General features: G+C 68.8%; 14 protein-coding genes. 6 read left to right on the top strand and 8 right to left on the bottom strand.

Translation table 11 applies throughout. From position 1 onward, the window contains the following. Positions 1-117: 117 nt before the first annotated feature. The 3 genes from AC0IY0_RS15980 to AC0IY0_RS15970 are packed head-to-tail and all read right to left on the bottom strand — an operon-like array spanning position 118 to position 2,673. Positions 118-240: a DUF2474 family protein gene (locus AC0IY0_RS15980; RefSeq protein WP_419830932.1), complete on the bottom strand. Its 123-nt coding sequence runs from the start codon at positions 238-240 to the stop codon at positions 118-120. Further along, positions 240-1,247, bottom strand: a complete 1,008-nt coding sequence (gene cydB / locus AC0IY0_RS15975) for a cytochrome d ubiquinol oxidase subunit II (RefSeq protein WP_471764555.1) — start codon at positions 1,245-1,247, stop codon at positions 240-242. The genes AC0IY0_RS15980 and cydB overlap by 1 nt, the downstream gene beginning before the upstream one ends. A gap of 7 nt (positions 1,248-1,254) precedes the next feature. Then, positions 1,255-2,673: a cytochrome ubiquinol oxidase subunit I gene (locus AC0IY0_RS15970; protein ID WP_471764553.1), complete on the bottom strand. Its 1,419-nt coding sequence runs from the start codon at positions 2,671-2,673 to the stop codon at positions 1,255-1,257. 229 nt (positions 2,674-2,902) lie between these two features. Here AC0IY0_RS15970 and AC0IY0_RS15965 point away from each other — a divergent pair, with 229 nt between their 5' ends. The 3 genes from AC0IY0_RS15965 (at position 2,903) to AC0IY0_RS15955 (ending at position 5,412) form a co-directional block, all read left to right on the top strand. Beyond that, positions 2,903-4,129, top strand: a complete 1,227-nt coding sequence (locus AC0IY0_RS15965) for a pyridoxal phosphate-dependent aminotransferase (RefSeq protein WP_471764551.1) — start codon at positions 2,903-2,905, stop codon at positions 4,127-4,129. A 235-nt stretch (positions 4,130-4,364) separates the two neighbouring features. Continuing rightward, positions 4,365-4,883: a hypothetical protein gene (locus AC0IY0_RS15960; protein WP_471764549.1), complete on the top strand. Its 519-nt coding sequence runs from the start codon at positions 4,365-4,367 to the stop codon at positions 4,881-4,883. Beyond that, positions 4,876-5,412: a hypothetical protein gene (locus AC0IY0_RS15955; RefSeq protein ID WP_471764547.1), complete on the top strand. Its 537-nt coding sequence runs from the start codon at positions 4,876-4,878 to the stop codon at positions 5,410-5,412. Before AC0IY0_RS15960 ends, AC0IY0_RS15955 begins: the two co-directional genes overlap by 8 nt. A 134-nt stretch (positions 5,413-5,546) precedes the next feature. Here AC0IY0_RS15955 and AC0IY0_RS15950 read toward each other — a convergent pair whose 3' ends face one another. Next, positions 5,547-6,473, bottom strand: coding sequence for a dihydrodipicolinate synthase family protein (locus tag AC0IY0_RS15950; RefSeq protein WP_471764545.1), 927 nt, complete (start codon positions 6,471-6,473; stop codon positions 5,547-5,549). 657 nt (positions 6,474-7,130) lie between these two features. On the opposite strand from AC0IY0_RS15950, the gene AC0IY0_RS15945 reads away from it, so the two are divergent. The 3 genes from AC0IY0_RS15945 (at position 7,131) to AC0IY0_RS15935 (ending at position 9,738) form a co-directional block, all read left to right on the top strand. Then, a complete protein-coding gene (locus AC0IY0_RS15945; RefSeq protein WP_419830936.1) occupies positions 7,131-7,907 on the top strand; it encodes an amino acid ABC transporter substrate-binding protein in 777 nt (258 codons plus the stop codon). 398 nt (positions 7,908-8,305) lie between these two features. After that, positions 8,306-8,986: an amino acid ABC transporter permease gene (locus AC0IY0_RS15940; protein WP_147856460.1), complete on the top strand. Its 681-nt coding sequence runs from the start codon at positions 8,306-8,308 to the stop codon at positions 8,984-8,986. After that, positions 8,983-9,738, top strand: a complete 756-nt coding sequence (locus AC0IY0_RS15935) for an amino acid ABC transporter ATP-binding protein (RefSeq protein ID WP_419830937.1) — start codon at positions 8,983-8,985, stop codon at positions 9,736-9,738. The genes AC0IY0_RS15940 and AC0IY0_RS15935 overlap by 4 nt, the downstream gene beginning before the upstream one ends. Before the next feature lie 3 nt (positions 9,739-9,741). Here AC0IY0_RS15935 and AC0IY0_RS15930 read toward each other — a convergent pair whose 3' ends face one another. From AC0IY0_RS15930 to AC0IY0_RS15915, 4 genes are all read right to left on the bottom strand, one after another. Continuing rightward, on the bottom strand, positions 9,742-9,912 hold the full coding sequence (locus AC0IY0_RS15930; RefSeq protein ID WP_187278470.1) for a hypothetical protein: 171 nt from the start codon (positions 9,910-9,912) through the stop codon (positions 9,742-9,744). Continuing rightward, a complete protein-coding gene (locus tag AC0IY0_RS15925; protein WP_471764542.1) occupies positions 9,909-10,397 on the bottom strand; it encodes a DUF2243 domain-containing protein in 489 nt (162 codons plus the stop codon). Before AC0IY0_RS15925 ends, AC0IY0_RS15930 begins: the two co-directional genes overlap by 4 nt. Then, positions 10,394-12,460 (bottom strand): OPT family oligopeptide transporter, encoded by a 2,067-nt coding sequence (locus tag AC0IY0_RS15920; protein ID WP_471764540.1) that lies wholly within the window; start codon positions 12,458-12,460, stop codon positions 10,394-10,396. Before AC0IY0_RS15920 ends, AC0IY0_RS15925 begins: the two co-directional genes overlap by 4 nt. Before the next feature lie 185 nt (positions 12,461-12,645). Continuing rightward, positions 12,646-13,611 carry a helix-turn-helix domain-containing protein gene (locus AC0IY0_RS15915; protein ID WP_471764538.1) on the bottom strand — a complete coding sequence of 322 codons (966 nt, stop codon included), beginning with the start codon at positions 13,609-13,611 and terminating at the stop codon, positions 12,646-12,648. Between the last annotated feature and the right edge of the window lie 129 nt (positions 13,612-13,740).

The following is a 13,740-nucleotide window of genomic DNA, read 5'->3' as shown; positions in this document are numbered from 1 at the left end:
ACGGTGAGCCCCCAAAGCGGGCGGGGGTTCGAGGCGGGGGTTCGGAGCGCGCGCCGCCGACGTGGAGACCGGTTCGACGGAGGCGAGCGCGTTCGATGGAGGCGTGAGGCCGGCTTATCAGCTCTTGAGCCAGAACCGGAGGAGCGTCGCGACGGCCCCGAGGCCGAGGATGCTCCCGGCCCAGAGCGCGACGAACCAGGCGAGGCGCGTCCACAGGGGCGGCGGGGTTGCAGGCTCCATCAGTGATACCCGTGCGCGTCGACCTTGCCGCGGAACACCCAGTACGAATACGCGGTGTAGATCAGGATGATCGGGATCAGGACCGAGGCGCCGACCAGCATGAACATCTGGCTCGACGCGGGGGCGGCGGCCTGCCAGATCGTGATCCGGCCCGGCACCACGTCGGGGAAGATGCTGATCCCCAGCCCCAGGAACGAGAGGGCGAACAGGCCGAGCGCGATCAGGAACGGGGCCCGCTCGCCGCCGCCCTGCAGGGTCCGCCACAGGGCGACGGCGGCCAGCGCCACGAGCAGCGGCACCTGCGCGGTGACGAGCACGTTCGGCATCGCCAGCCAGCGCTCGAAGTAGCGGCCCTGCAGGAACGGCGTCGCGGCGCTGACCAGGGCGATCGCCGCCACCGTGGCGACGGTGAGGCGCAGGGCCAGGCGGCGGGCCTGGAGCTGGAGCAGCCCCTCCGTGCGCATCACCAGCCAGGTCGCCCCGAGGAGCGCGTACGCGATCACCAGGCTCGCGCCGACCAGCAGGCTGAACGGCGTCAGCCAGTCCCACCAGCCGCCGGCATAGGCCCGGCCCTCGACCGCGATGCCCTGCAGCAGCGCGCCGAGCGCGATCCCCTGGGCGAGCGCCGCCACCAGCGAGCCGCCCGTGAAGGCGACATCCCAGGCCGCCCGGTGGCCGGGATCGCGCCAGCGGAACTCGAACGCCACGCCCCGGAAGATCAGCCCGAGCAGCATCGCGATGATCGGCGCGTAGAGCGCCGGCAGGATCACCGCGTAGGCCAGCGGGAAGGCCGCGAACAGCCCGCCGCCGCCCAGCACCAGCCAGGTCTCGTTGCCGTCCCAGACCGGGGCGACCGAGTTCATCGCGGTGTCGCGCTCGGGCCCCGGCCGCAGGGCCGGGAACAGGATCCCGATGCCGAGATCGAAGCCGTCCATGACGATGTAGGCGAAGACCGCGAAGGCGATCACGAACGCCCAGATCACGGTGAGATCGACGCTGTAGACCATGGCTGCCTCACTCGGCCGGCTGGAGGTGGCGGTCGGGATCGACCGACGGGGCGGGGGTGATGCCCGCGGTGCGGATCGGCGCGCCGGGCTCGATCCCGGTCTCGCCGGCATGGGGCGGCTGGGCCATCAGGCGCAGGATGTACAGAACCCCCATGGCGAACACCGAGAAGTAGATCACCACGAAGGCGGTGAGCGAGGCGGCCACGGCCGGGCCGTGGAGCGGCGAGGCGGATTGGGCGGTCCGCAGCAGGCCGTAGACCGTGTAGGGCTGGCGCCCGACCTCGGTGGTGATCCAGCCGGCCAGCACCGCCACGAAGCCGACCGGGCCCATGGCGAGCGCGAAGCGATGCAGCGGGCTCCACCGGTAGAGCGCCCCGCGCCAGCGCGCGAGCAGGCTCAGGGCCCCGAGAAGCAGCATCAGCATGCCGAGCCCGACCATGATGCGGAACGACCAGAACACGATCGGCACCGGCGGCCAGTCCGTCCGGGGCAGGCTGTCGAGGCCGGCCAGCGGCGCGTCCAGGCTGTGCTTGAGCACCAGCGAGGACAGCTTCGGGATCTCCACGGCGTAGCGGACCGTGCCGGCCTCCTGGTCGGGCAGGCCGAACAGCACCAGGGGCGCCCCGTCCGGGTGGCTCTGGAAGTGGCCCTCCATGGCCATGACCTTGGCGGGCTGGTGCTCCAGGGTGTTGAGCCCGTGGGCGTCGCCGGCGAGGATCTGGGCCGGCGCCACCAGGGCGGCCATCCACATCGCCATCGAGAACATCGTCCGGGCCGCCGGGTTGGCCCGGTCGCGCAGCAGGTGCCAGGCGCCCACCGCGCCGACCACGAGCGCGGTGGTCAGGTAGGCCGCCAGCACCATGTGGACGAGCCGGTACGGGAAGGACGGGTTGAACACGATCGCCCACCAGTCCAGCGGCACGAACTGGCCCTCGGCGTTGGTGCCGTACCCCGCCGGCGTCTGCATCCACGAGTTCACCGACAGGATCCAGAACGCCGAGAAGAAGGTCCCGAACGCCACCATCAGGGTCGCGGCGAAGTGCAGGCGTGGGCCGACCTTGCGCATGCCGAACAGCATCACCCCCAGGAAGCCCGCCTCCAGGAAGAAGGCCGACAGCACCTCGTAGGCCATCATCGGGCCGAGCACCGGGCCGGTCTTGTCGGAGAAGACCGACCAGTTGGTGCCGAACTGGTAGGACATCACCAGGCCGGAGACGACGCCCATGGCGAACGCGATGGCGAAGATCTTCAGCCAGTACTTGAACAGGTCCATGAAGACCTGCCGGCCGGTGGCGAGCCATAGGCCCTCCAGCACGGCCAGAAAGCTCGCCAGCCCGATCGAGAAGGCCGGGAACACGATGTGGAACGCCACCGTGAAGCCGAACTGGATGCGGGCGAGGATCAGGGGATCGAGGGTGTCGAGCACGATGGGTCTCCCGGCTCGGGATCTGCGACTCGGTTTATAGCATTTTCAGAAATTTCTGAAATGTCGATAATGACAGGACAGCCATCGCGGCGACGCCGGGCCTGGACGCGCGCGCTCCGACGCGGCAGGCTCGGCGCGATTCCCCAAAACGGCCGGGCGCTTGCAAGTCGGGTGCCCACCCGCGCGCCGCGCTGCGCCGCTCCCCGGACACCAGGAGACCCCTCGCTCCATGCTCGAACCCGCTGCCGCCGCCCTCGACATGCCCCTCGACCTGTCCGCCGCGCTCTCGGAGCGCATCCGCGGCATCGGCACGAGCCAGATCGGCCTGGTGGCGGATCGCGGCCGGGACGACCCGGACGTGGTCAAGCTCTGGATCGGCGAGGGCGACCTGCCGACGCCGCCGTTCATCGTCGAGGCGGCGCACCGGGCGATGCAGGCCGGGCACACCCGCTACACCACCTCGCTCGGCCTGCCGGCCCTGCGGGCAGCGCTCGGCGCCTACCACGCCCGGCACTGGGGGGTGGACGTCCCGGCGGACAGGTTCGCCGTCACGGCCGGCGGCATGAACGCGATCATGCAGGCCGCGCAGGCGCTGCTGGAGCCGGGCGACGAGATCATCATCCCGTCCCCGGCCTGGCCGAACCTCGCCGAGGCGGTCCGCATCACCGGCGGGGTGCCGGTGACGGTGCCCTACCGGATCCAGCCGGACGGGCGCTTCACGCTGCCGCTCGCCGACATCGTGGCGGCGCTGACGCCGCGCACCCGGGTGATCATGGTCAACTCGCCCTCGAACCCCACGGGCTGGACCATGCCGCTTTCGGAGATGACGGCGCTTCGCGACCTCGCCCGCGCGCGCGGCCTGTGGATCCTGTCGGACGAGGTCTACGCGCACTTCACCTACGGCAACCAGATCGCGCCGTCCTTCCTGCAGATCTGCACGGAGGACGACCGGCTGATCGTGACCAACACCTTCTCGAAGAACTGGGCGATGACCGGCTGGCGCGCCGGCTGGGTGATCTTCCCCCGGGGCCTGGCGCCGACCTTCGCCAAGCTCGGCCAGTACAGCACCACCTCGATCCCGACCTTCATCCAGCACGCCTGCGTCGCGGCGCTCGACGAGGGCGACGGCTTCATCCGCACGATGGTCGACCGCTGCGCCGAGGCGAGGGGGATCCTGGTGGAGGGGCTGGCGCGCCTGCCCGGGGTCACGGTGGCGCCGCCGGAGGGCGCCTTCTACCTCATGCCCCGGATCGCCGGCGACGAGCCGAGCCTCGACCTGGCGTTCCGCCTGCTGCGCGACGCCAAGGTCGGCGTCGCCCCGGGCACCGCCTTCGGCCCCGCGGGCGAGGGCCTGGTCCGCATCTGCTTCGCCATCAGCCCGGACTTGGCGCGGGAGGCGGTGGACCGGCTGTCGGGGGTGCTGGGGCGGGGGTCGGCGGCAAGCCCCTTGGACTGACGGTGCAGCTCGATCGTACGGATCTAAAAATGTGCCGGTCCGAAGTGTGTCCCGATTTCACTCGAACAGCCCATGCCTCACGCACTCTGCGCCCCGTGGCGTGTTCTTGTTCGCGGGACACGATGCTCGCAAAGGGGCCGACACAGGCATACGTCTTAAATGTCAGAGACCGCCTTTAACGCTGGGCGCCGAACCTGTGGGCCAATCCATGCCATCAAATGATTTCGACCAATTTGTGAGCGGCCTACAGGCCAACAAGGAGAGTCAAAAAGAATTCTGGACCCGCCAGAGAGATGAGTACATTGCGGACGTAGACAGCCTGTACGGTCACATCGAAAAATTTCTTGAGCCATGGACGTCAAACGGATCCATTGCGATCGAATACCACCCGCAGAGCATTCATGAAGAAGATACCGGCCCCTACGAAGTTCGAAAATGCATCATCCTGATTGGGAATCGGTCTGTCGCCCTGACTCCCGTGGGTACCCAGCTCATCGGCACCAAAGGACGCATCGAGATAAGCGGCGCTTCAGGCAGGAGCCGCCTCATGCTGGTCGATGCAGCATCGCCGGGGCCAAGAGTTTTGGTGACGATGTCCAATCCGCGCCGTCAGGAGAAAAAACAAGCCGACCCGCAGCCTGAGCAAGACATTGCATGGACCTGGAAAATCGTTTCCAATCCACCCGATTTAAAATTCATAGATTTTAACCGAGATAATTTTCTCGATCTCATTATGGGTATTACCAATGGCTAAATACAAAACATTGGTGAATTTTTCTTATAAAAATCTCGGTCCAAGAGAGATCGCGAATTATTATAACGATACAGACAGCTCAATAAGGTTTTTCTACTCCACACGGGCCGCGACCAAATTCTTCGGCTACACCGGTGATGAAGCGACAGCCGAAATGGAGTCGCGCGTGGCGGAATTGGATGCCACGTGTACTTTCACGCTACTTGCAGACCTGGAAGCAACGTTCAAAATTGATTATCTTCAACGATGCTATCAGCGAAAGAGGGATCCAATCTCAAAGTCCTTTAGACAAACATACAAGCAGAAAGGTGCTTCCATTTCTCTCGGTCGCGACCTCTTGCCGATCTGGCGCAGTTACAGGCCGGAGCTGAAATTCCTTATCGGCACGATCCTTGGGGCGTTCAATTATCGCGACTGGATCGCTCATGGTAGATATTGGACGCCCGGTCTCGGACAGAAGTATGATTTTCTAACGGTTTTTCAAATCGACCTCGCCGCAAGATCCAACTTCTCCTTCATCTCGAATTAATTTTGACAAAATCAATCAAATATTTATTCGAAGCAACACTTTCGTCGCCCAAATAATAAGTCGCTGGTCTCGCCGCACCGTCAGCATGTTCGATAAGGCATGCGGCAGACCGTTATGAAATTTGACGCGGCCCCTCACCGCCCCCAGCGCAGCACCAGCGCATCGTTGCGCCGGGCCAATTCGATCAGCGCCGTGCGGGTATCCGGGTGGAGCGGCTGGAGCGGCAGGCGGGCGGTCTCGTGGGCGATGACGCCGCCCTCGGCCATCAGCGCCTTGCAGGCCAACAGGCCGCATTGCCGGTTCTCGTGGTTGATCAGCGGCAGCCAGCGCGCGTAGGCGTCGAGCGCCTCGCTCCGGCGGCCGGCCGCGTAGGCGTCGGTGATCTGGCGGATGCCGTCCGGATAGGCGCCGCCGGTCATCGCCCCGGTGGCGCCGGCATCGAGGTCGGCCATCAGGGTGATCGCCTCCTCGCCGTCCCAGGGGCCGATTACCGCGTCGCCGCCCTGCGCGATCAGCTCGCGCAGCTTGCCGGCGGCTCCGGGGGTCTCGATCTTGAAGTAGGAGACTTGCTCGATCTCCCGGGCCATGCGGGCCAGGAACGCGGCCGAGAGCGGCGTGCCGGCCACCGGGGCGTCCTGGATCATGATCGGGATCGAGATCGCGTCCGAGACGCCGCGGAAGAAGTCGTAGACGCCGATGTCCGGCACCCGGATCGTGGCGCCGTGATAGGGCGGCATGACCATCACCATGGCGGCCCCCGCCTCTTGCGCCCGGCGCGAGCGCTCGGCGCAGACCTGGGTGGCGAAGTGCGTGGTCGTCACGATCACCGGCACCCGGCCGGCGACGTGGTCGAGCACCGCGTCCATCACGGTCTCGCGCTCGGCGTCGGTGAGGACGAACTGCTCGGAGAAGTTGGCCAGGATGCAGATCCCGTGGCTCCCGGCCTCGATCATGAAGTCGATCGCCCGGCGCTGTCCGTCGAGATCGAGGGCGCCCGCGGCGTCGAACACCGTGGGGGCGACCGGGAAGACGCCCCGGTAGGGCTGGGCAGGCGAGCTCATGCGCGATCCTCCGCCGAGGCGGCCCCCGGCTCACAGCGATAGACCATTGCGTGCCGCCACCGGGACGAGAGGCCAGCCCCGGATCGACACCACGCCGGCACTGTGCCGAAGGATCATCCAAGATCAACGCCCGTCCCGGCGCCGGCTCGACAAAAGCCGCGCTCTGTTTGCGATGTGCCCGGGCCGGCCGCGCAAGCCTTGGGCGACGGCGACAACCCGGTCCGGCCGCAAGAAATCTTATTCCCTACCCACAGCGCATGGGATTGATCATCACCCGGTCATGCGGGAGCCGCGCGGCGGGGTCCGGGATCCGAGAACATCAGTCGATCAAGGTCTTGCGCCGTCGAGGCCCCGTGTTCCCGCCGATCCGGGCCGTCCGGGGCGGCGCGCCCCCCGAAGAACCAAACACCTGGAACCGTGCGGCCCACTGGAAGACTCTGCTTTCAGGCGACGGAGCCGCCCCGACTCGGCGTAGGCGCCGCGCGCCCCGCTTGGTATAGGGCTCTCGGCCCGGCCCGGTCGGCGACGACGCGGCGACGAGCCACCCCGGTTTTCCAATCCGCGTGTCGCGACAGAACCGTCCTGGACGATCTTGCCGGACGGGCGGCGGGGATCCGGGTCCGTGGTTTCAACGCTTTCGCTCTGGAGTTCGTCGTGATGCGTCTTGTCCCCGCCGCCCGCGCGGCCGTCTTCGCCGCGGCCGCCCTGCTCCTCGGCGTCTCCGCGCGGGCCGACGACCTCGACGCGATCCGAGCCGCCAAGACCCTGCGGATCGGCACCGAGGGGACCTACGCGCCGTTCTCCTTCCACGACGCCTCCGGGGCGCTGGCCGGGTTCGACGTGGAGATCGGCCGCAAGGTGGCGGACAAACTCGGCGTCGCGCCGCAATTCCTCGAAGGCAAGTGGGACGGCCTGATCGCCGGGCTCGACGCCAAGCGCTACGACGTGGTGATCAACCAAGTCGGCATCACCAAGGAGCGCCAGGCGAAGTTCGATTTCTCCGAGCCCTATATCCGCTCCCGGGCGGTGCTGATCACCCGCGCCGACACCGGCACGATCAAGGGGTTCGCCGACCTCAAGGGCAAGAAATCCGCCCAGAGCCTGAGCAGCAACTTCGCGCGGCTCGCCACCGAATCCGGGGCCGAATTGGTCGGCACCGACGGGTTCGACCAGTCGATCCAGCTGGTCATCACCGGCCGGGCCGACGCGACCCTCAACGACAACCTGTCCTTCCTCGACTTCCACAAGCAGAAGCCGAACGCCCCCGTGAAGATCGTCGCCCAGAAGGACGACGCCGACGCGTCCGGCATCCTCCTGCGCAAGAACAACCCCGACCTGAAGGCCGCCCTCGACAAGGCGCTGGCCGAGATCAAGGCCGACGGCAGCTACGCGGCGATCGCGCAGAAATATTTCGGGGCGGACGTGTCTCGATAGGCGGGTCATCGCCTGCAGGGCGCGGCTGAACACGCGCCCTCCCCGGGCTACGATGTTCGCACATCGCAATTCGGACCGTCGGCGGCGGGAAGAGAAGTCCCTTTCGAGGCAGACACGCCCCCTCTCTCCCCCCTTTGCGGGGGAGGGAGACGCGCCTGGGTCCAGCCGTCGCTTCATCCGGCTACGATGTCCGAACATCGTAGCCCGCACGGGAGAGCGGACCCGCGCCTTGTCCGGACAGGTGTGAGCCCGTCAGCCCCCGCCGGGCGGGTTCGGTCACCGAACCGTATTCCCCCGAAAGGCGCGGGCGATCCGAAACCGACCCGAAAAATCCCCCGCGCGATCCGCGGCGCAAACCCGTATAGACCGTCGCCCGATCCCGCAGGAAACACCGTCCCGTGCCGCACTGGCTCGACCTCATGCTCCAGTCGCTCGGGCCGCTGCTCGAAGCCTGTCTCCGGTTCACCGTGCCGCTAACGCTCATCGCCTTCGGGCTCGGGCTGAGCCTCGGGCTGGCGGTGGCGCTCGCGCGCCTGTTCGGGCCGCGCCCGGTGGCGGCGCTCGCCTGGACATATGTCTGGATCTTCCGGGGCACGCCGCTGCTGGTGCAGCTGTTCGTGATCTTCTACGGCCTGCCGAGCGCCGGCATCCTGATCGACGCTTTCCCGGCCGCGGTGATCGGCTTCACGCTCAACGTCGGCGCCTACGCGTCCGAGATCGTGCGCGCCGCCATCGCGTCGATCCCGAAGGGCCAGTGGGAGGCCGCCTACGCCACCGGGATGACCCCCGCCCAGGCCCTGCGCCGCACGATCCTGCCCCAGGCGGGGCGGGTGGCGGTACCGTCCCTGTCCAACAGCTTTATCGCGCTCGTGAAGGACACCTCGCTCGCCGCCGCGATCACCGTGCCGGAGATGTTCCAGGCGGCCCAGCGCATCGTGGCGGTGACCTACGAGCCGCTGATCCTCTACGCCGAGGCGGCGCTGATCTACCTCGTGCTGTGCTCGGGCCTGTCCTGGCTGCAGGGCGGGCTGGAGCGGCGCCTCGGGCGCTACGGCGGCTACCTGGAGGCCCGCGCGTGATCGCCCTCCAGGCCATCGAGAAGCGGTTCGGCGACACCCCGATCCTGCGCGGCATCGACCTGACGGTCCCGGAGGGGAAGGTCACCGCGCTGATCGGCCCGTCGGGCTCGGGCAAGTCGACCCTGCTGCGCTGCGTGAACCTGCTCGAGATCCCGCAGGCCGGCACGCTGGTGCTCGGCGACCAGCGCCTCACCTTCCGGCCCGGCACGGCGCCTTCCCGGCGGGACCTGCTGGCGGTCCGGCGCCAGACCGGCATGGTGTTCCAGAACTTCCAGCTGTTTCCCCACCGCACGGTGATCGAGAACATCACCGAGGGGCTGATCACGGTCGGCAAATGGCCCCGGGCCGCGGCCCGGGTCCGGGCGCTGGAATTGCTGGCGCGGGTCGGCCTCGCCCACAAGGCCGAGGCGTGGCCGGCGAGCCTGTCGGGCGGCCAGCAGCAGCGGGTGGCGATCGCCCGGGCGCTCGCCCCCTCCCCGCGCCTGCTGCTGTGCGACGAGCCGACCTCCGCGCTCGATCCCGAGCTCGCCGCCGAGGTGGTGGACGTGCTGGCCGGCCTCGCCCGCGAGGGCATGACCATGCTGATGGCGACCCACGACCTGCGCCTCGCCCGGCGGGTCGCCGACACGGTGGTGTTCCTCGACGGCGGCGCGCTGGTGGAGCAGGGACCGCCGGCCGAGCTGTTCGCCCGGCCCGCCGACCCGCGCACCCGCCGCTTCGTCCAGACCCTGCTCGGCGAGGCCGGCGCCTGAGGCTCAGCCGGACAGGCAGCGCAGGCTCAGCAGGTCGTCGAGGGTGAGTGCGGTGCCGAACACCAGCGGCCGCCAGGCCGGCATCGTCGCCAGGACCAGGCCGGCCCCGAGCACGAGCCAGGGAACCAGGGACGGCCGGGCCCGGGTCGTCAGAGCACTGCGCCGACGCCTCACGCCGCCCCCTCCCGGCGGCCCGCCCGGACCAGCAGCCAGCCGGCGACCAGCATGGCGACGCCCCAGACCAGGAACCCGACATCCCAGAAGATCCACTGGTCCCGGGGCATCGTCTCGTTGACGTGGTGGGCGCCGAGGATCTCGTGGTCGATCACGCCCTCGACGAGGTTGAACAGGCCCCAGCCGATCAGCAGCGAGCCGGCCAGCAACCTGTTCGACCAGGCCAGGTGCTCCCGGTGGGCGGCGCGCCACAGGATGAACAGCCCGAGCACCACGAACACGTAGGTGGCGCTGTGGAAGATCCCGTCCCAGCGGGTGTTGAGCTCGAGGTTCGGGATCGAATCGATCGGGTACCAGCTGCTCACCATGTGGTGCCATTGCAGGATCTGGTGCAGCACGATCCCGTCGAAGAAGCCGCCGAGCCCCAGCCCGAACAGGATCCCGGCGCTGAGCGGAAACGAGCGGATTTCGGATGCCGCCGTCATGACACGGCCGAGGAGCGGGCGGCGGTCCCGGGCGCGTCGTCATCGGCCGTGGACACCAGCCGGAAATAGAGGCCCAGCCCCCCCAGGAACACCGCCAGCCCCAGCCAAGTCGCCGTGGCGGCAAAGCCCGGCCCCATGATCGCCAGCGCCGCGCTGTGCCCGGCGATGAGGTCGGCGCCGGCCAGCAGCACGCCGACGCAGCTTTCCCCGACCAGGAACCCAGAGGCCAGGAGCACGCCCCGGCGGCGGGCGGCGGCGAGCACGGTATCCCGCCGGTCGCCCCGGACCCGGCGGCGCAGGCGGCGCTCGGCGAGCCAGCCCAGGATGCCGCCGATGGCGATCGTCACCTCGACGGAGAGCGGCAGGTACATGCCGATCCCCACGGTGAGCGCCGGGAAGGTGAGGTCGCGGCGCTTCAGCCACGCCTCGGCCGCCACCAGGACGATGCCGAGCCCGGCGCCGATCAGCACCATGGTCCAGGGCAGCGCGCCGTGCGTGATGCCCTGCGCGATCTGGGTCATCAGGGCGGCCTGAGGCGCCGGCAGGGCGCTCGCCGGGTCGAGCCCCTCCCGCGAGGGGGCGCCGACGAAGCCGTAGGCCTGGTAGAGCAGCGACAGCAGCGGCGCGATCACCAGGGCGCCGACCCCGACGCCGATGACCAGCGCGACCTGCTGGTGCCACGGGGTGGCGCCCACCACCTGTCCGGTCTTGAGGTCCTGCAGGTTATCGTTGGCGATCGACGCGGTCGTCACGATGACGGCGGTGAGCAGCAGCGCCATGCCGGTGACGAACCGGTCGCCCTCGGGGCCGGTCGCGTGGCCCAGCAGCAGCGGCAGCAGCAGCGCGGTCGCCATGGTGGTGAGGATCCCGATCCCCGAGATCGGGCTCGACGAGGAGCCGAGCAGGCCCGCGAGGTAGCCGCAGGCGGCGGCCATGAGGAAGCCGAACAGCACCATGAACAGCGTCGCCGCGACCGCGAAGACGATCAGCGTGCCGCCCAGCCCGGCCGGCTGGGCGAAGTCGGCAAACAGCAGCGCCAGCGGCACGCACAGGGCCAGCGCCCCGCCCGCGACCCAGGTGATCGGCAGGTCCCGCTCCTCGCGCGGGTGGTCCGCGCCGAGGCCGCCGCCGGCCGACGACAGGGCCGTGCGGATGCTGGCCGCGATCGGGCGGGCGAGCGAGGCCACCGTCCACAGGCCGCCCACCGCGATGATCCCGGCACCCATCAGGCGTACCTGCTCCGACCAGACCGCCTCGGCGGCCTGCCCGGCGGTCTTGCCCGGATCGGGCGAGAGCGCGGTCAGGATCGGGACGACGATGCCCCAGGCGATCAGCACGCCGGTCAGCAGCGCGAGGCACGCCCCGATGCCCACGAGATAGCCGACGCCGACCAGCGCCAGGGAGAACCCGGTCCCGGTGCGGAAGGCGGCGCCCCCGAGGCTGATCGCGCCAGAGAGCCCCTCGCCCAGGAGCTTCAGCCCCGTGGTGGCGAGCCCGACGATTCCGGCCGCCCCGGCGGCGGCCAGCAGGTCGCGCAGGCCGTGGCCGCCCTGCTCCTCGTGGCCGGTCTTGAGCACCTCGGCTGCGGCGATGCCCTCCGGGTAGGGCAGGTCGCTGCCCGAGACCAGCGCCCGCCGCAACGGGATCGAGAACGCCACGCCGAGCAGGCCGCCCAGGGCGCAGACCGCCGTGGTCTGCCAGAACGGGAAGCCGTGCCAATGCCCGATCAGGACGAGACCCGGCAGGACCAGGATCACGTTGCACAGGGTGCCGGCCGCCGAGGCCTGGGTCTGGACGATGTTGTTCTCGAGGATGCCGGCGCCGCCCATCAGCCGGAACGCGCCCATCGACAGCATTGCGGCCGGGATCGAGGACGAGAACGTCATCCCGGTCTTCAACCCCATGTAGAGGTTGGCCGCCATGAAGACGATCGTGATGGCGGCCCCGAGCACGATGCCGCGCAGGGTCAACTCCGCCTGATGCGCCTGAGCGGTCGAGGTTTTCGGCCCGGTCTCGGTCTTTGGCGCGGTCTCGGGCGCCAGTCTAGGACTGGTGGCGTCCATTCTGCCCCCATGCTGTCGTCCCGCAAACCACCGCAGTCGCGAAAGCTATCCCGCCTGCGGCGTTGCGACGGGGTCGGGAGGGGAACGGGACGGGGATGGGACGGGGGACAGGACGGGGACGGAGCCCGTCGCGACGGCGCGCGGCCACGCTCCACGGCCCGAGCCGGCAGCGCGCGCGCGTCGGATTACCGACCCGGGGGCGGCTTCGCGGAAACGGCCCGGTACGCGCTGGGGCTCAGGCCGTAGCGCGCCTTGAAGCGGCGGGCGAAATGGGCCTGATTGGTGAAGCCGCTGCCATACGCGAGGTTGCCGATCGCGATGTGGGCGCAGCCCGGATCCGCCAGGCGCTCGGCCGCGGAGTCCAGCCGGCGCTGCCAGATCCAGTCGGAAATGTGCTGGCCGCGCTCGTGGAACAGCTCCTGCAGACGGCGCAAGGAGACCCCGACGGCGGCCGCGAGACGGGGCGGGTCGAGGGTCGTGTCGCCCAGGTTGGCCTCGACATGGGCCTTGGCGCGCTGGACCACGACGCTGCCGTGGAGCGGTCGCGGCACCTCCCTGGCCAGCCGCTCGGCGAGGCTCGCCACGATCAGGTCGATGCCGACACCGGCCATGCGTTCGGCCGTCACGGCGTCGAGGTCCGCGTAGACCCGGACGAGATCGGTGAAGAAGGCCTTCACCAGCACGCCAGTGCCGTCGTCGCCCCCGAACGTCAGGGCGGTGAGGTGCTGGGTCGGCCCCAGCATGTGCGTCAGGGGCGCGACCGGGATCTCGAGCACGAGGGACTGATCGCTGGGCCCCGAGATGTGCACGTTCGGCCGGTCGGCCAGCAGCACGATCTCGCCGGGCCCCTGGATGGCCTCCCGGCCGTCCTGGATGTTGATCGAGCGGCCTTCGAGCTGGATCAGCGCGAACACCGCCCCCGTCCGCTCGCGCCGACGCAGGGTCTGCGGCGTGATCTCCGACCGCACGTTGCTTTCGCGAATGCGGGTGATCCGCAAGCTGCCGACATCGGCCGCCTGTATCAGTCCTTCGAAAGGCCGATCACAAGTCTGACTCAGCTCAATTGGCCCCATGCGGTCGGAGATGACTTCACGCCACAGCTTGAACCGCGTGTTTTCTTTGACTTCGCATGTAGAAAAGACTGTCTGCACACACCCTCGCGCACATCGCCGACGATTCGAGATTTGGAACCGTCATCGCAGGATGGCCCGGCCTTAATCTTATCATACGTTATTTTACTCCGTTTTAGACCATCGCCGGTACTGGTCTTGCAACTAGTC

The organism is Methylobacterium sp. AC315 (genome assembly GCF_979253755.1).
Note: the sequence above shows the minus strand (reverse complement) of the source record. Positions and strands in the feature narration are given on the sequence as shown.

Coding starts and splice junctions, on each gene's coding strand:
- AC0IY0_RS15945 (WP_419830936.1), top strand. CDS start 7,131: ATGCGTCTTGTCCCCGCCGCCCGCGCGGCCGTCTTCGCCGCGGCCGCC.
- AC0IY0_RS15950 (WP_471764545.1), bottom strand. CDS start 6,473: ATGAGCTCGCCTGCCCAGCCCTACCGGGGCGTCTTCCCGGTCGCCCCC.
- AC0IY0_RS15965 (WP_471764551.1), top strand. CDS start 2,903: ATGCTCGAACCCGCTGCCGCCGCCCTCGACATGCCCCTCGACCTGTCC.
- AC0IY0_RS15955 (WP_471764547.1), top strand. CDS start 4,876: ATGGCTAAATACAAAACATTGGTGAATTTTTCTTATAAAAATCTCGGT.
- AC0IY0_RS15980 (WP_419830932.1), bottom strand. CDS start 240: ATGGAGCCTGCAACCCCGCCGCCCCTGTGGACGCGCCTCGCCTGGTTC.
- cydB (WP_471764555.1), bottom strand. CDS start 1,247: ATGGTCTACAGCGTCGATCTCACCGTGATCTGGGCGTTCGTGATCGCC.
- AC0IY0_RS15920 (WP_471764540.1), bottom strand. CDS start 12,460: ATGGACGCCACCAGTCCTAGACTGGCGCCCGAGACCGCGCCAAAGACC.
- AC0IY0_RS15925 (WP_471764542.1), bottom strand. CDS start 10,397: ATGACGGCGGCATCCGAAATCCGCTCGTTTCCGCTCAGCGCCGGGATC.